At 68.5% G+C, this 16,784-nt stretch carries 14 protein-coding genes; 1 reads left to right on the forward strand and 13 read right to left on the reverse strand.

The genetic code is table 11. The annotated features are described in order from the left end of the window. Positions 1-36: 36 nt before the first annotated feature. From ACO2RV_RS19855 to ACO2RV_RS19890, 8 genes are all read right to left on the reverse strand, one after another. Positions 37-1,422: an aspartate aminotransferase family protein gene (locus ACO2RV_RS19855; RefSeq protein ID WP_423295978.1), complete on the reverse strand. Its 1,386-nt coding sequence runs from the start codon at positions 1,420-1,422 to the stop codon at positions 37-39. Positions 1,423-1,785: 363 nt separating this feature from the next. Then, positions 1,786-2,982 carry an MFS transporter gene (locus tag ACO2RV_RS19860; RefSeq protein ID WP_423295979.1) on the reverse strand — a complete coding sequence of 399 codons (1,197 nt, stop codon included), beginning with the start codon at positions 2,980-2,982 and terminating at the stop codon, positions 1,786-1,788. 26 nt (positions 2,983-3,008) lie between these two features. Further along, on the reverse strand, positions 3,009-3,818 hold the full coding sequence (locus ACO2RV_RS19865) for an SDR family NAD(P)-dependent oxidoreductase (RefSeq protein ID WP_423295980.1): 810 nt from the start codon (positions 3,816-3,818) through the stop codon (positions 3,009-3,011). Continuing rightward, positions 3,815-5,074 carry an aspartate aminotransferase family protein gene (locus ACO2RV_RS19870; RefSeq protein WP_423295981.1) on the reverse strand — a complete coding sequence of 420 codons (1,260 nt, stop codon included), beginning with the start codon at positions 5,072-5,074 and terminating at the stop codon, positions 3,815-3,817. Before ACO2RV_RS19870 ends, ACO2RV_RS19865 begins: the two co-directional genes overlap by 4 nt. Before the next feature lie 37 nt (positions 5,075-5,111). Then, a complete protein-coding gene (locus tag ACO2RV_RS19875) occupies positions 5,112-6,398 on the reverse strand; it encodes a TRAP transporter large permease (RefSeq protein ID WP_423295982.1) in 1,287 nt (428 codons plus the stop codon). Continuing rightward, entirely contained in the window at positions 6,395-6,883 is a 489-nt protein-coding gene (locus tag ACO2RV_RS19880; protein WP_423295983.1) for a TRAP transporter small permease, read from the reverse strand. Before ACO2RV_RS19880 ends, ACO2RV_RS19875 begins: the two co-directional genes overlap by 4 nt. Continuing rightward, the gene (locus ACO2RV_RS19885) at positions 6,880-7,863 is read right to left on the reverse strand and encodes a TRAP transporter substrate-binding protein (RefSeq protein ID WP_423295984.1); all 984 of its coding nucleotides are present in this window, start codon (positions 7,861-7,863) and stop codon (positions 6,880-6,882) included. The genes ACO2RV_RS19880 and ACO2RV_RS19885 overlap by 4 nt, the downstream gene beginning before the upstream one ends. 208 nt (positions 7,864-8,071) lie before the next feature. Beyond that, on the reverse strand, positions 8,072-9,010 hold the full coding sequence (locus tag ACO2RV_RS19890; RefSeq protein ID WP_423295985.1) for a LysR family transcriptional regulator: 939 nt from the start codon (positions 9,008-9,010) through the stop codon (positions 8,072-8,074). 277 nt (positions 9,011-9,287) lie between these two features. Here ACO2RV_RS19890 and ACO2RV_RS19895 point away from each other — a divergent pair, with 277 nt between their 5' ends. Next, positions 9,288-11,024, forward strand: a complete 1,737-nt coding sequence (locus ACO2RV_RS19895) for a phospholipase D-like domain-containing protein (protein ID WP_423295986.1) — start codon at positions 9,288-9,290, stop codon at positions 11,022-11,024. Between the two features lie 30 nt (positions 11,025-11,054). Here the strand turns inward: ACO2RV_RS19895 and ACO2RV_RS19900 are convergent, their stop codons facing one another. The 5 genes from ACO2RV_RS19900 to ACO2RV_RS19920 form a co-directional block, all read right to left on the reverse strand. After that, the gene (locus ACO2RV_RS19900; RefSeq protein WP_423295987.1) at positions 11,055-12,659 is read right to left on the reverse strand and encodes an FGGY-family carbohydrate kinase; all 1,605 of its coding nucleotides are present in this window, start codon (positions 12,657-12,659) and stop codon (positions 11,055-11,057) included. A gap of 2 nt (positions 12,660-12,661) precedes the next feature. Next, positions 12,662-13,390 (reverse strand): SDR family oxidoreductase, encoded by a 729-nt coding sequence (locus tag ACO2RV_RS19905; RefSeq protein ID WP_423295988.1) that lies wholly within the window; start codon positions 13,388-13,390, stop codon positions 12,662-12,664. Between the two features lie 165 nt (positions 13,391-13,555). Beyond that, positions 13,556-14,590: an NAD(P)-dependent alcohol dehydrogenase gene (locus tag ACO2RV_RS19910; protein WP_423296033.1), complete on the reverse strand. Its 1,035-nt coding sequence runs from the start codon at positions 14,588-14,590 to the stop codon at positions 13,556-13,558. Between the two features lie 41 nt (positions 14,591-14,631). After that, the gene (locus ACO2RV_RS19915; protein ID WP_423295989.1) at positions 14,632-15,732 is read right to left on the reverse strand and encodes an ABC transporter ATP-binding protein; all 1,101 of its coding nucleotides are present in this window, start codon (positions 15,730-15,732) and stop codon (positions 14,632-14,634) included. A gap of 59 nt (positions 15,733-15,791) precedes the next feature. Beyond that, positions 15,792-16,775 (reverse strand): sugar-binding transcriptional regulator, encoded by a 984-nt coding sequence (locus ACO2RV_RS19920; protein ID WP_423295990.1) that lies wholly within the window; start codon positions 16,773-16,775, stop codon positions 15,792-15,794. Positions 16,776-16,784: the final 9 nt, after the last annotated feature.

Below are 16,784 nucleotides of genomic sequence, written 5' to 3' on the forward strand. Positions count from 1 at the left end.
CGCTTGTGTTCCGGCGTTGTTGTGGGAGGCGGGCGTTCAGGCCGGCTCCGGCTGGGCCGCGAGGGTGGCGGCGACATCGTCGAGCGCCTGGCCGAACGCGGCGAGCAGCGCGTCGACCTCGTCGAGGGTGATGATGAGCGGCGGCGAGAAGCCGATGGTGTCGCCCATGGCGCGGGTGAGCACGCCCAGTTCCTGCAGGCGTGCATTCACCAGCAGGCCGAGACCGCCCGGCTGGCCCGGCAGGCCGGTCTTCGCTTCCTTGTCGAGCACCAGCTCGACGCCGGCGATGAGGCCGACGCCGCGCACATTGCCGACCAGGGGATGGTCGGCGAGTGCCTTGAGCCCGGCGCGCAGATGCGCCCCCGAGCGGGCGGCATTCTCGACCAGATGGTCTTCCTCGATGATGCGCAGCGTCTCCAGCGCCGCCGCCGCCGTGACCGGATGGCCGCTGGCGGTGAAGCCATGGCCGAGAATGCCGAGCTCGCCGCTCCGCTCGATGATCGGGGCGACGACCTTCTCGTTCACCAGCACGGCGGAGATCGGCAGATAGGCCGAGGACAGCTGTTTGGAGAGCGTCATGATGTCCGGCTCGATGCCGAGCGTGGTCGAGCCGAACATGGTGCCGGTGCGTCCGAAGCCGCAGATCACTTCGTCGGCGACGGTGAGGATGTCGTATTTGCGCAGCACGGCCTGCATCTTCGGCCAGTAGCCCGCCGGTGGCACGATGACGCCGCCGCCACCCATGACCGGCTCGCCGATGAAGGCGGCGATGGTCTCCGGGCCCTCCGCGAGGATGAGGTCCTCCAGTTCCTGCGCGAGACGGTCGGCGAAGGCCTGCTCGCTCTCGCCCGGCAGGGCGTTGCGGTAATGATCCGGAGCGGTGACGCGCAGCACCTGCGGCCCGACGAGATCGAAGCCGCGATGATTGCCCGGCAGGCCGGTGAGGCAGGAGGCGGCGATGGTCAGGCCGTGGAAGGCGCGGTCGCGGGCGATAAACTTCTTGCGTTCGGGCTGGCCGAGGGCGTTGGAGCGGTACCAAACCAGCTTGATCACGGTATCGACCGCCTCGGAGCCGGAATTGGTGAAGAACACCTTGCTCATCGGCACCGGCGCCATGGCGACCAGCTTCTCCGCGAGATCGACCACCGGGCCGTGCGAGCGGTGGGCGAAGGTGTGGTAGTAGGGCAGGGTGGTCATCTGCCGGTAGACCGCGTCGGCGACGCGGGTCTCGCTGAAGCCGAGGCCGGCGCACCACAACCCGGCCAGCGCCTCGATATATCGGCGGCCGGCGGCGTCATGGACATAGATGCCTTCACCACGCTCGATGACCAGCGGGCCGATGTCGAGATGTCGGGCGGCATTAGTGGCCGGGTGGAGATGGAAGGCGATGTCGCGCGCTTCGACGGAATTGGGGAGCGGCATGGGGGCTTTCTCTTCAGATGCCTGCCAAAGCGGCATGGCGGCGTGCAGGGGGATTATTCTGTGATCACAGATGACGGAAATGTCTGAAAAAGCAGGTGTTTTCAGCCGACGCAGCACGGTGCGAGGGGCTGAATGGCCTCTCGAATGGCTCGATTTCGATGAATGTGATCACAAAAATCCCCTTTTATCTTCCAAGGCTTGCGCCGGATTGATCTGTCGGGGGAGTCATTCGCAAAAGCCGTTCCACCTTGCGGAACCGCTGAATTAGCCTTTTGTCGTGAGGCGCGCCGAGGTTTTGCGTCGCGCTGTGATCGCATGAGAAGGGCGGCGAGCCGGCCACCGGCGGTGCCGACCTGGAGCGCACTAGGCGTGGCCGCGAACGTTCGCCGGGCGGGCGCGGCAGAGCGCGACCATGCCGATGCCGGCCGCCGCGCACAGCGCGCAGACGGCGAATATGCCGGGATAGTCGAGCACGGCGAGCAGCAGGCCGGCCAGCGGGCCGGTGATGGCGAGCGCGAGATCGAGGAACACGGTGTAGATGCCGAGGGCGCCGCCGCGGCTCGCCGCCGGTACGCGCTTCATCAGCTCGACGCCGAGCGAGGGAAACACCATGCCGAAGCCGAGGCCCGCCAGAGCGCCTCCGACCAGCGCCGGCAAGGGCGCGCCGGCGAGCCAGATCAGCGCGAGGCCGGCCGTCTCCAAAGCAAGGGCGAGGGCGGCGACCGTGAAGCCGCCGACGCGGTCGATCTGCCCGCCGAATACGACGCGCGAACCGGCAAAGCACAGACCGAACACGCTGACCAGCAGCGAGGCGCCCTCCCAGCCGGCGGCGATGAACATCAGTCCGCCGAAGCTCGCCACGGCGCCGAAGCCGATGGCGCCGAGGGTAAGGGCGGCGCCGAACGGCAGCACCAAGGCCAGCGTGTGGCCGGCGCGGGCGCGCACGCCGGCGATGACGGGCACTTCGCGGTGCAGCAGCGCCGTGGCGAGGCCGAGGAGCGGGGTGAGGGTCGAGACGAGGCCAACCGCCGTGAGGCCGCCGGCCCCGAAGGCGAGCCCACCCAGCGGCGCTCCGGCGGCGATGGCGCCATAGGCGGCGACTCCGCCCCAGGACATCACCTGCGCGGTGTGGGCGGTGCCGACGCGGCCGATGTTCCAGGTGATGGTGGCGGTGCCCGAACAGCTCTCGCCGAAGCCGAGGAACAGCCGGCTGAGCACAATCAGTCCATAGGCGATGAGCGGCGGGGCGGCCAGCAGATCGGCGCCGGTGAGCAGCAGTCCGGCCAGCAGCGCCGCCAGCAGGCCGTACACCACCGTGCGCCTGGCGCCGAGCGCGTCGGACATGCGTCCGGCGATGGAGCGGGTGACCACGGTGGAGAGGAACTGACTGCTGACCGACAGCCCCGCCAGCACCGCGCCATAGCCGAGATTGTGGACGACATAGGCCGGCAGCACCGCGATCGGCAGCCCGACCCCGAGATAGGTGCAGAAATTGACGAAGGAGATCGGCAGGATGCGCAGCAGGACCGGCCTCTGCCGGGGAGCAGGTTCTGACGACACGGGCCTTGTCCTGATCGGGCCGGCGCTCAGGCGGAGCGCGGAAGGCCGGGAATGCGGCCGAGGGCCGTTTCGGTATAGCCGCCGTCCATGCACAGGTTCTGCCCGACGATGAACAAGGCGTCCGGGCCGAGCAGGAAGGCGACGGCCCCGGCGACGTCCTCGGGTCGTCCCACCCGCCCCAGCGGCACGATGCGGTTGCGCTCGGCCGCCAGATCTGGATCGCGGTAGATCGCCTCGGTCAGCGGCGTGCGGATCATGCCGGGCGAGACCGCGTTCACCCTTACGCCCTCGGGCGCCCATTCCTGGCCGAGCTGGCGGCACAGCATGATCAGCGCCGCCTTGGTGGGGGAATAGGCGCCCATGCCGGGATGCGGCGCCATGCCGGAGGCCGAGGCGACGGCGACGAAGGCGCCGTGGCTGGCGGCCAGATGCGGGAAGCCGGCCTTGGCGAGCAGCCAGACGGCGCGGACATTGACCGCGAACAGCCGGTCCCACGTGGCGGGATCGAGCTCTGCCAGCGGTCCGGGCCCGGTGATGCCGGCATTGGCGACGATGCCGTCGAGCCCGCCGCAGAACCCGGCGGCCTCCGCGACCAGGCGTTCGGGCGCCTCGGTTTCCGCAAGATCGCCGGAAAGCGTGGTAACCGCCGCGCCGAGGCCGGAAAGCTCGGCGGCGACGCCATCGAGCCCAGGGCTCGCGGAGCGCCCGGCAAGCGCGATACGCAAGCGCCTGCCATGCTGGGTGCCGAGGCGCCGTGCGATGGCGGCACCGATCCCCCGGCTGGCGCCGGTGACCAGCAGCCGCATCGGCGCGCCATCGTCATTCGCCGGGCTCATGCCTTGAACTCCGCGCGGGCAAGCTCGCGCGCCGCCTCGCGGAAGGCGCGCACGGTGATGTCCATCTCGGTCTCGCCATGGGCGAGAGAGACGAAATAGCGGCCCCAGACGGTGGGCAGCGCCACCACGCCGTTGCGGCGCAGCGTGTCGCTGACGCGCTTCATCGCGTCGGGCCGTACCTTGGCCTTGGCCTCGTCATAGGTGCGCGGCGCCTTGTCGGTGAACCACAGCGAGAACACGCTGTCGAAGCCGGTGGTCGTCGCCCTGATGCCCTCGCCGGCGAAGGCGTCGACCATCGCCGTGCGCAGCGCGGCACCCCAGTCGAACAGGCGGGTGTACTGCGCCTCGTCTTCCAGCACCTTCATCGTCGCCAGTACCGCCGAGGCGACGAGCGGGTTGCCGTGATAGGTGCCGAAGCAGGGCACGGTGCCGTCCTCCACCACCTCGAACGCCGCCGGGGTGCCGAGCACCGCTGCCACCGGCACGCCGCTGCCGATGGCCTTGCCGAAGGTGGCGAGGTCGGGCGTCAGGCCGAGATCCTCGGATACCAGCTTCACGCCGCGCCGCAGCCCCACCATCACCTCGTCGGCGATGATCAGCGTGCCGTTGGCGCGGGCGCGCGCCGTCAGATGCTCGAAGAAGGCGCGGTCCGGCACCAGGCAACCGGTATTGCCGAGCATGGGCTCGACCAGGATGGCGGCGAGGTCGGGGCCCATCTCGTCGAACAGCTGGTCGACGTCGTCGATCTCGTTGACGCGGAACAGCGTCGTGCCTTCCTTCACCGGGCGCTCGTTCATGCGCTCGGCCTCGGGGGATTCGACGAGGCCGAACCGCACCGGGTCGAACCAGCCGTCATAGCCGCCGACCGGCTTGGCGATGAGCCGTCGGCCAGTGAGGCCGCGGGCGATGCGGCAGGCGAGGTGGACGGCTTCCGTGCCGGTGGTGGCGAAGGTGGCACGGGTCAGGCGGTCGCCGCCGATGCGCGCCAGCGCCCCGCCAGCCGTATCCTCGATATCGTTGGGAAAGCCCGGCATCGGGCCGTTGGCGAGCGCTGCCGTGCAGGCTTCCACCACGGCGGGATGGGCATGGCCGAGCAGGGTCGCGCCCATCGCCATGCCGTAGTCGACGAAGCTGCGGCCATCGGTGTCGGTCAGCCGCGCGCCGTTGCTGCTTGCGACGACGAAGGTCTTGCCGTCGAGTTCCGGCAGGCTGCGCGCGCGGCTCGACACGCCGAACGGCACCGTCAGTGCGCCCATGTCAGGTACTCCAGTCTTTTCTAGAACGACGGCTTCTTCAGAAGCCGAGCAGTTTTGGCAGCCACTCGGTGGTGGCCGGCACGAAGGCGACGATCAGCAGGCAGATATTGCTGGTGATGAAGAAGGGGATGAGGCGCCGGGTGACCGGGTTCACCCCGATCTTGGCGACGTTGCACACCACGAAGATGTTGGTGCCGACCGGCGGGGTGAACAGCCCGATGCCGCCGGAGATCACGAAGATCAGGCCGAGCTGGTAGGGCTGCAGGCCCGCTTCCAGGCCGATCGGGTGGACGATCGGCGCCAGGATGATCAGCGTCGGGCCAAGGTCCGCCCAGGTGCCGACGAAGGTCAGCAGCAGGATGATCAGCAGCGTTGTCACCACCGGGCCGGCACCGAGATCATGCAGCAGTCCGGCCGTCCATTGCGGGACCTCCTCGACGGTGAGGATCCACGAGAACGGCACCGACACCGCCATGATGATCATGATGGCGCCGGTCATCTTCACCGTCTCGTCGCCGACGCTCCACAGCTTGCCCCAGCCGATCTCGCGATAGACCAGCCCGCCGACGACGAGCGCCCACACCACCGCGACGAAGGCGGCTTCGGTCGGCGTGACGATGCCGGTGAGCATCGAGCCGAGCACGCCCACCGGCATCAGTACCGCCGGAAGCGCGCGGAACAGGTGGCGCGAGAACGACGCGACGGTCGGGCGGTTGTCCGACTTCGGAAAATTCTCGCGCACGCCGATCCAGTAGGCGGTCAGCATGAAGGTGATGGTGAGCATCAGGCCGGGGATGATGCCCGCGGCGAACAGGCCGCCGATCGAGGTGTTGGTGATGACGCCATACATGATCATCACCACGCTGGGCGGGATGATGATGCCGAGCGTGCCGGCGGCGGCGGTGACGGCGGCGGAGAAGTCCCTGGGATAACCGCGCTCGGTCATCGCCGGGATCATCACCGCGCCGACGGCGCCGGTGTCGGCGGTGGCCGAGCCGGTGATACCGCCATAGACCATGCAGGTCGCGACATTGACGAGGCCGAGGCCACCGCGGATGCGGCCGAAGATGTCGTCGGCCACCTTGATGATGCGGCGGGTGAGGCCGCCCTCGTTCATGATGCCGCCGGCGACGAGAAACAGCGGGATGGCGGCCAGTGCGATCGAGTTGGCGCCGTTGAATACCTGCTGGGCGAACCAGGCGGGCGGCAGCGGCACGAAGCCGAGCGTGATGACGGCGAGCGTCGAGATGGCGATCGACCAGGCGACCGGAACGCCGGAATACAGCGTGAGCGCGAACACGCCGAAGAGGACGAGCAGGGTCATGGCACGCGCCGCACGATCCGGAACAGGCGCAGCAGCGCGACCGCGCCGAGCCCTATCCCCATGAAGATGACAATGCCCTGCATGGTCCAGGACGGGATGCGCATCACCGGAGTCGGCATGAAGCCGGTGCGGCCGAGCATGGCATAGCCGCTGCGCACCAGTGCGGCGGCGACCAGCAGCAGCACCAGCGCGTGGTAGAAGCGGATCACCGGTCCGCGCTCCGACGAGGTGCCGTCGATCGAGACGTTCTCGCCGGCGATCTCGGCGACCACGGTGCCGACGGCGGTGATCCAGAGGAACATGATCGACAGCAGCTCGAACGACCAGGTCACGCCGCTTATGTGAAAGTAGCGGCCGACGACGCCGAGGCCGGTGGAGACCAGCAGCACGATGAGCGCCAGCATCCCGGCCCAGGCGAGGCCGAGATGGACCGCGCGGCCGAACCGGGAGCATCCGGTCCGGCGCGAGGGGATCGGCGCGTTCACGCCTTGCTCGCCGCGTCGCGCACCGATTTCACGAGGTCGGCGCCGTATTCCTTCGAGAAGGTCTCGTAGACCGGGCCGACCATCGCCGCGAAGGGGGCGGTATCGACCGGGTTCACCTGCAGGCCCTTGTCCTTCAGCTTGGCGATGACGCCGGCATAGGAGTCGGCGATGGCGGTGCGGTACCAGGCCTGCGTGGTGGCAGCGGCGTCGAGCACGGCCTTGCGCTCGCTCGGGGAGAGGCTATCGAGCTTGGCCTTGTTGGCGTACCACCAGTTGGCCATCCACATGTAGTTGGACAGCGAGAGGTATTTCTGCGCCTCGTACCACTTGGCGTCGTAGAAATCGCGCAGCTCCGGCTCGGCGCCGTCGACCACGCCGCTCTGCAGCGAGGTGTAGACTTCGCCATAGGGGATGGCCTGCGGCAGCGCGCCGAGAGTCTTGATGGTCTCGATGGCGACCGGGATCGGCGGGGTGCGCAACTTCAGGCCCGCCATATCGGCGGGCTTCTCGATCGGCTTTTTCGAGTTGGTGAAGCTGCGGAAGCCGGAATCGAGCACGCCGACCAGCTCATAGCCCTTGGGCGCGGCCATCGCCTTCAGCTGGGTGCCGACGGGGCCGTCCAGCACCGTGTGGACCTTGGTGAAGCTGTCGAACAGGAAGGGCAGCGACACCACGCTGAGGCGCGGATCGATGGCGTCGATGACGCCGCCGAGGCCCATGTCGATCGAACCGTCGCCGACCGACTCGCAGACCGGTCCCTCGTCGCCGAGCAGGCCGTTGGCGAAGATCGAGACCTTCACGCTCCCGCCGGTCGACGTCTCGACATCGGCCTTGAACTTGATGAGGGCTTGCTGGATGAGGCTGTCTTCCGGCGAGGAATGGGCCACTTTCAATGTGGTGGCGGCCGAAGCGCGCCCGGTAATCGCAAAGGTGGAGGCGGCAGCCACGCCTGCGATGAAAGTCCTGCGGTCAACGCGCATAGTCGTCTCCAGATTTTTCACCCGCTGAGGCGAGTTGATGTCTTGGAGTTTCTTCCCGAGGATCGTTCTGAACGAGGACTATGCGCGGAGAGGTAAGTCAGGACCGCCGCGAAAAGGTCTCGATGACGAATTGACGACACTGTGTTCCGCGGGCGGCCGCAGCGTCAATCGTCCGCCGGCCCCGCCGGCTCAACAAGTTCTTATGCGTTCATAACCCGGCTTTATCGCTGCCGGTGCGCAGCGCCGGCCGGCGGTCGGCGGCGGGCATCCAGCCCTCGCCAAGAGCGTCCGGCTCGTCGGGCCGGGCGAATTCGCGGCGCAGGAAGGCGGCGACGCGCCTCGCCGCCAGGCGCTCGCTGCGGCTGACCAGCAGCACCAGCGGCAGGGCCGGCAGGCGGGGCAGGCCGTCTTCCTCGCCGAGGCACCGCCAGCCCGCCGGAACGGCGGATTCGGGCAGTACCGTCAGCATGTTGCCGGAGGCGACGGCGAGATGGATGCCGCTGAGATGGGACGAAGTATGGGCGAGCCGCCACGGCCGGTTGGCGCGCTCCAGCGTGGCGAAGACGCGCGGGCGCGCCGAGCACTCGTCGGAAAACAGGGCGAGGCGCAGCACGTCCTCCCGCTCGGGATCCCCGTTCGGCCCGGTGCACCAGACCTGCCGCTCATAGCGGAAGACGGCGTCGGCGGGATCGTCCGGTCCCTGGGTGACGACGGCGACGTCCAGTTCGCCGCTGTCCATCATCAGCCGCAGCTTGCGGGAGAAGTCGCAGGTGAGGTCGATGTAGAGCGCGCGGTTCTGCGGGCTGAAGCGATGCAGCAGCGCCTCGCCGAACGAGCCCATGAAATCGTCGGGCATGCCGAGCCGCACGCGGCTGTCGGTCACCCGGTCGGCGACCGCTTCCAGCGCCTCGGCTTCGATCGCCCGGATCTTGCGCGCATAGCTGATGAGGCAGTCGCCAGTGATGGTGGCGGTGACGCGGCGGTGGCCGCGCTCGAACAGCTTCTTGCCCAGCCGCTCCTCCAGCCGGGCCACGCTCATGCTGACCGCCGCCTGCGTCTTGCCGAGATGCTCGGCGGCGGCGGTGAAGCTGCCGAAATCGGCCACGGCGATCAACGCGGCCAATGCGTCGCTGTCGAGATGGCGCACGTCCACCTCCTCTCATCACACCCTTTGACACCCCCGTGCCCGGCGCGAGGCTAGCGCGTCGCGGGGCGCAGCTTAAGAATGAATAAGCTGCAGCCAATCGGCGAAAATGCCGGCGTATTAGGCAGAATTTCGCCGCATGCCGGCGGCCGGCGCGAGCGCCCGCCGCGCTGTGAGGCGCCGCATTCGCTCCACCAATCGGCGGTTGCACCGGCACCTATCGTTACGTCACATTGGCGACATCGGTTGCGTCTATCCATGGGCATCGGCGGGGGTCGCGATGACGGGTCATCTGGTCAGGCAGACGCAGGGCGGCACCACCATCAAGCTGCATCGCGGCGAGCGCAAATGTCTCATCGGTCTCGATCTCGACCGGAGCAACGCCACCGATGATTTCGTCGGCTTCGCATTGGAGTTCCGCGAGCCCGGCAACGGGTCGTGGAAGCGGGTGTGGAACCGGCTCCGCTTCTCCTATGACGGGCTGACCGAGGACGAGATACGCGCCGGCGCGCCCTCGACCGTGGCGCCGATTCAGAAGTTCCGCTGGGTGCACTTCCCCTTTGAGCCGAGGGACGGCGAATATCGCTACCGCGCCACCCCCATGTACATGCGCGCCGACGGGTCGCTGGTGCGCGGGCAGGCGGTGGAGGCGGCGATCGACCTCAGCCACGAGACCATCCGCGACATACTCGATGTCGGCTTCACCCGTGGTTATGCCTCCTCGCAGGCCTATGCCGATGCCGAGCGCTTTCCCTGCCAGGCACGCATCCTGCCGCCGCCCGGCAGCGCGCCGCCGGCCGATCTCGACCACGACATGTCGACCTGCCAGCGGGAATATGCCTGGCTCGGCTTCGAGGGGCGCGCGACCATCTATCAACTGCTGGACGAGGCGCTGGCCGATCCGTCGGTGACGGTCGACGCCATGCTCTACGAGCTGCGCGAGCCGATGATCGTCGGCAAGCTCGAGGCGCTGGGTTCGCGGCTGCGGGCCATCGTCGACAACCATGATGCACAAGGCGATCCGACCTCGAATGAGAGCATCGCCTGCGACCGCTTCACGGCGGCGGGGGCAGCGGTGAAGCGGGGCAAGTTCGGCCGCCAGCAGCATAACAAGGTGGTGGTGCTGCGCCGGAACGGCACGCCCTACAAGGCATTGGCCGGCTCGACGAACTTCACGTTGCGCGGCCTCTATGTGCAGAGCAACAACACGATCGTGTTCCGCGACACCAAGGCGACCGCGCTCTTCGGTGCCGTGTTCGAGCGCTATTTCGCGATCATCGACAAGCGCGGCGCTGCCGGGGCGTTCCACCGCGATCCGCTGTCACAGGTCTGGCACGACTGCACCCCGGCGGGTGGGCCGGTCATCCGGATCGCGATCTCGCCGCACGAGGATCCGGCGCTGGCGCTCGATCCGGTCGTCGATGCGGTGGAGCAGGCGGAAAGCTCGGTGCTCTACGCCGTGGTGTTCCTCAACCAGCTGAGCGGCCGCGTGCGCGACACGCTGGAGGAACTGGTGAAGCATCGCTCGACCTTTTCCTACGGCATCGCCCAGCGTACCGGCGGCCTCTCGGTGTTCAAGCCGGACGGCAGCCGGGGGCTGGTGTCCTTCGCCTATCTCGCCGAGGACGCGCCCGAGCCCTTCGCGGCGGAATGGTCGAGCCATGCCGGCGGCAACAGCCGCTCCAACGTGCTGCACCACAAATTCGTGGTGACCGACTTCAACACGCCGCGCGCTCGCGTCTTCACCGGCTCGTCCAACATGGCGAAGGGCGGCGAGCGGGACAATGGCGACCATCTGATCATGATCGAGGATGGCCGGGTCGCCACCGCCTATGCCGTGGAGGCGCTGCGCACCTTCGACCATTTTCACTTCCGGGTGGCGATGAACGAGGCCGACCGCAAGCGACAGGTGCTCAAGCTGGCGACCCCGCCGGCGCCGGGCGGGCCGACCTGGTTCCGCGAGGTCTATGTCCCCGGGCACATCAAGGCGCGCGACCGGCTGCTGTTCAGCGCCTGACGCCGTCCTTCCCGCCGACCTATGCCTGCGTCAGTCGCGCAGCCCGCGATAGACTGCCTGCAGCGCCTCGAAGCTGCTGAAACGGCGCGCGTGCCAGTCGCGGTTGGCGGCGGTCGGCGAATGGATCACCTCGATCTGCGACATGGACCGCATCGCCGTCTCGAAGCCGTCATAGTGGCCGGAGGCCACGGCGCCGAGCACGGCGGAGCCGAGCAGCACGGGCTCGGGCGAACTGATCCCGGCGATGTTCACGTCCGCCGCATCCGCCAGCACCTGCCGCACCAGCGGGCTCTGGCCGGCGCCACCGGACACCACGACGGTATCGGTCTTCACGCCCTTGGCCGCCTGCGCGTTGAGGATCTGCCGCAGGCCGTAGCCGATGCCGGCGAGGCCGGCCATGTATAGCCCTGTGAGGCTGTCGAGCCCCTCATCCATGCCGAGCCCGGCGATGATGCCGCGCGCGAGATGATCGGCGAAGGGCGCGCGGTTGCCCAGAAACTCCGGCACCACATGCAGCGTGCCGACCAGCGGCGCGATGGCAGCCGCGCCGCCGGCCGCTTCGGCGCGGCGGGCGAGCCAGATGCTCAGATTGGTGCCGTCCCTGCGGGCGAGCTCGCTCGCCTCCGGGGCCGCCGGATGCAGCCGCACCAGCCGGTCGATCGCCGCGCCGGCGGCGGACTGCCCGCCCTCGTTCAGCCAGAAGTCGGGCACCATCGCCGAGAAATAGGGGCCCCACACGCCCGGCACGAAGACCGGTTCGGCGGTGGTGAGCAGGGTGCAGGCCGAGGTGCCGAACACATAGGCCATGCGGTTGAGCACATCGCCGCTGCCGCCGCGCGCGCCGACCGTGCCGATGCCGCCGGCATGGGCATCGATGAGGCCGGCCGCCACAGCCGTGCCGGGCATGAGGCCGAGTTCGGCAGCGGCCTGCGCGGTGAGGCCGGTGCCGAGCGGCGTGCCGGCGGCGACGATCTGCGTGCCGATGCGCGCGAAGTCCTCATCCGCCAGTGCGCCGAGACCGGCCTTGCGGAAGTAATCCTCGTCCCAGCGCCCCTCATGGGCGAGATAGGTCCATTTGCAGGTGACGGTGCAGACCGAGCGGGCGAGGCTGCCGGTCGCCTTGAAGGTGAGGAAGTCGGCGAGGTCGAGTAACTGCCAGGCGCCGTCGAAGGTGTCCGGCAATTCCTCGCGCAGCCAGAGCAGCTTGGGCGTCTCCATTTCCGGCGAGATGGTGCCGCCGACATAGCCGAGCACCCGGCCGCCGAGCGCGTTGATGCGGTCGGCCTGCCCGGTGGCGCGGTGGTCCATCCAGACGATGACGTTGCGGGCGGCATCGCCGTGCCGGCCGACCGGGATCGGCCGGCCTTCCGCGCCCAGCACCACCAGCGAGCAGGTGGCGTCGAAGCCGATGCCCTTGACCGCGCCCGGCGCGACGCCAGAGCCTTTGAGTGCCTCGCGCAGGCTGGCGCAGACCGCCTGCCAGATGTCGTCGCTCGACTGCTCGACGATGTCGCCGGGTTCCTTCCACATGCGGATGTCGCGCTTGGCCGAGGCGAGCAGCGTGCCCGCCGCGTCGAAGATGCCGGCCCGCACGCTGCCCGTGCCGACGTCGATTCCGGCGAAACACCCGCTCATGGTCAAAGGTCCGTTCCGTTCGGCAGGATCACCAGGTCGCGGATGGTGACGTTACGCGGACGGGTCAGCATGAAGATGACGCTGTCCGCCACTTCCCTCGGCTCCATCAGTGCGCCCGAGGCCAGCGCCTCGTCCAGCTTGGCCTGCGGCCAGTCCTTGATGAGGGCGGTGACGACAGGCCCCGGCAGCACCGCGCCGATGCGCACGCCGTCTTTCGCCACCTGCCGGCGCACCGTGTGGACGAAGGCCTGAACGGCGAATTTCGAGGCGGTGTAGACCGGCTCCCACACCACCGGCACCACGCCGGCGATGGAGGAGGTGAAGATCACGTCGCCGGTCTTGCGCGCCACCATGTGCGGCAGCACGGCGTGCACGCTGCGGAAGGCGGCGTTGACGTTGAGGTTCAGCACGCGGTCCCATACATCGGGATCGCCTTCCACCACCGGGCCGCCGATATAGGCGCCGGCATTGGCGTGGAAGATGTCGAGATGGCCGCAGCGGTCGAGGATCGACGGCAGCATGGTGGCGACGCTCGACGGGTCGAGCAGGTCGACCACCAGCGGCACCGCCCTTGTGCCGAGCCCGGCGCAGATCTGTTCCAGCGCGTCGGCGGCGCGGTCGACGAGGACGACGGTCGCGCCTTCCTCCAGCATCGCCTCGGCGCATGCGAGGCCGATGCCCGACGCCGCGCCGGTGATGGCGGCGACCTTGCCCTGAAGCCGTGAGGCCATGTGAAACTCCGGTGGTTGACGTTGCTCTTCCACGCCCCCGTCATCCTGAGGTGCCCGGCCAAAGGCCGGGCCTCGAAGGATGCCGGTTCGCGGCACTTTTATTCATCATCCTTCGAGGCCCGCTGCGCGGGCGCCTCAGGATGACGGCCTTCCTGCGCGCCGGTCTTACGGCATGCGGATCTGTAGTTTCACATCCGTCGGCAGGCCCTTGGCCGCGCGGTCGAACGCCTCGATGCTGCGCGCGAAGTCGAAGGTCTCGGAGATCAGCGGCTTCAGGTCGACCTTGCCGGAGGCGATGAGGTTCACCGCGCGGTCGAAATTGTTGGCGTAGCGGAACACCGTCTCGATCCGCGCTTCCTTGATGATCGAGGCCGCCACGTCGAACTTGGTCGGCTCCACCGGCATGCCGATCAGCACCAGCGTGCCGCCCGGACGCACCACGTCGAAGATGCCCTCATAGGCGCGCGGCGAGCCGCTGGCCTCGAACACCACATCGGCGCCCCAGCGCTCGGTTTCCTCGGCGATCACCTGCGCCAGCGGCTTCGCGGTGATGTTGACGGGGTGGATGCCGGCATATTGCCCGGCAATGGCGAGCTTCGGCGCCGAGAGGTCGGAGATGTAGACCCGCGCGCAGCCGCCGGCGAGCGCGGCGAGCGCGGTCATGATGCCGATGGGGCCGCAGCCGATGACCACACCGACATCGCCGGGGGTGATGTGCGCGCGGGTCGCCGCCTGCAGGCCGACCGCGAAGGGCTCGACCATCGCGCCCTCGGCGAAGGAGACATTGTCCGGCAGCTTGTAGGTGAAGGCGGCGGGGTGCACGACCTCGGGGGTCAGCACGCCATGGATCGGCGGCGTCGCCCAGAAGCGCACGTCCGGATCGACATTGTAGATGCCGAGCTTGGTCGCGCGCGAGTTCATGTTCGGCACGCCCGGCTCCATGCAGACCCGATCGCCCACCTTCAGGTTTTTCACCTTGGCGCCGACCGTGGTCACCACGCCGGCGGCCTCGTGGCCGAGCACCATGGGCTCGCGCACCACGAAGGAGCCGATGGCGCCATGGGTATAGTAGTGGACGTCGCTGCCGCAGACGCCGACCGTGTGGATGGCGATCTTCACATCGTCGGGGCCGACCTCCAGGGGGAGGTCGATGTCGCGAAGGGAAAGCTCGCCCTTCTTTTCGAGAACCAGTGCTTGCACCATGGTCTTGTCCTGCTGGAGTTGCCGTCGTCGAGGGGGCGTCAGAGCGCCAGCCCGGCGGCGTCGAAGAGATAGATGTGGCGCGGGTCGATGCCGAGATGGAGCGCATCGCCCGGCTTGAGATCGGGGCGGCCGGCGGTGAGCACGATCACCGGCTCGGCGTTGCCGTCAGAGGAGGTCTGGCCCCGCGCATAGAGCTGCGTCGAGCCGCCCAGGCTCTCGGCGAAATCGACGGTGAGCGACAGGATCGGCTCGGCCGCGCCGACGGTGAGATGTTCGGGACGCAGGCCGACGGTGACGCCGTCGCCCACCTTCACCCGCCCGGCCGAGGGCGCGTCGACGGTACGCGTGCCGCCGACGAAGGAGGGGTGCGCCAGCGTGAGGGTATTGCCCGACGCGCCCGTGACCTTGGCGTCGATGAAGTTCATCTTCGGCGACCCGATGAAGCCGGCGACGAAGGTGTTGGCCGGCTTGTCGTAGAGCTCGGTCGGCGAGCCGATCTGCTCGACCAGGCCGGCACGCAGCACCACGATGCGGTCGGCGAGCGTCATCGCCTCCACCTGATCGTGGGTGACGTAGACCATGGTCGCGCCGAGGCTGCGGTGCAGCTTGGCGATCTCCACCCGCATCTGTGAGCGCAGCTCGGCGTCGAGGTTCGACAGCGGCTCGTCGAACAGGAACAGCTTGGGATGGCGCACGATGGAGCGGCCGATGGCGACGCGCTGGCGCTGGCCGCCGGAGAGCGCGCGCGGCTTGCGATCGAGCAGCGGCTCCAGCTGCAGGATGCGCGCCGCTTCCGCCACCTGCGCCTTGATCTCGGCTTCCGGCTTCTTCGCCATGCGCAGGCCGAAGGCCATGTTCTCGAACACGCTCATATGCGGGTAGAGCGCATAGGACTGGAACACCATGGAGACCTCGCGCTTGGCGGGCTCCTCATAGGTGACGTCCTTGTCGTCGATATAGAGCTGGCCGGAGGTGACGTCCTCAAGGCCGGCGATCATGCGCAGCAGGGTGGACTTGCCGCAGCCCGAGGGGCCGACGAACACCACGAACTCGCCCTTGGTCGCGGTAAAGCTGACGCCCTTGATGACCGAGACGTCGGCATAGCTCTTCTTGATGTTGTCCAGCCTCAGGAATGACATCGGCTCTTACTCCAAAACTCTGGCCACGGCCCCTTGCGGTCGGCCTCGGGCGGTATCGGTCAACGCTCCAGGAGAGCAGCGGCGCATTTTTCGTCGGTCACGAGGCGTTTGACATAACCGCCCCGCAGGATGGCCCGGATGATCGGCACCTTGTGCAGGCCGCCGGAAGCCAGCAGCGAGAACTTCACGTTCTTGAGCTCCTGCGGCGACAGCGACAGCACCCGCTCGTTGAGCGGATGGTCGAGCGGGTGTCCCTCCGCATCGAGGAACACGCCCAGCAGGTCGCCCACCGCGCCGGCCGCGATCAGGCTGTCGCGGTTCTCGGTCACTGTCTGCGTCTGGATCAGCAGCGAGCGGTCGCTCATGTCGCCGCAGGACACCAGGGCGACGTCGACCAGCCGGGCCCGGCGCAGCGTCTCGCCGATGCCGTGATGCGACAGCAGGAGGGTCCGGCTCTCCGGCGTCGGCATGTAGATGGGCGCGGCGATGTAATAGCAGTCGGCCGAGATGGCGCGGGCATAGCCGGTGGCGACCTCGAAGGTGGAGGCGCCGGAGCCGCGGGTGACGCCGCCCATGATCGAGGTGACCCAGCTGTCGGGGAGCGGGCGGGCGGAAATCCGCTTCAGCCCGGCGGCGAGCGTCTTGCCCCAGCCAACGCCGATGCCCATGCCGTTGCTCAGGTGCCGGTCGAGCAGTGCGCCGGCCGCTTCGCCGATCACCCGCTGCTGGTCGGTGTCGTCCGGCAGGCTCGGCACCACGCTGACGCCCTGCAGGCCGTAGCGCTCCTTCAGCCGCTGCTCCAGTTCGACGCAATCGGCCATGGGCAGGCGGATGTCGATGCGCACCGATCCGTCGGTGCGCAGCTGGCCGAGGATCTTGTTGATGCGCAGCCGGGTCAGCCCGAGCTGGTCGGCGATGTCCTGCTGGGTGAGGCCGCCGATGAAATAGAGCCAGGCCACGCGGGCACGGATCTGCGCGGCCTCGATCTCGTCCACCGAGCTCGGCTGGCCGGCCTGTCCGTTCCTGTCGCGCGTGCCCGTCATGTTCCCGGC

The organism is Ancylobacter sp. VNQ12, assembly GCF_049445835.1.
Lineage (GTDB): Bacteria > Pseudomonadota > Alphaproteobacteria > Rhizobiales > Xanthobacteraceae > Ancylobacter.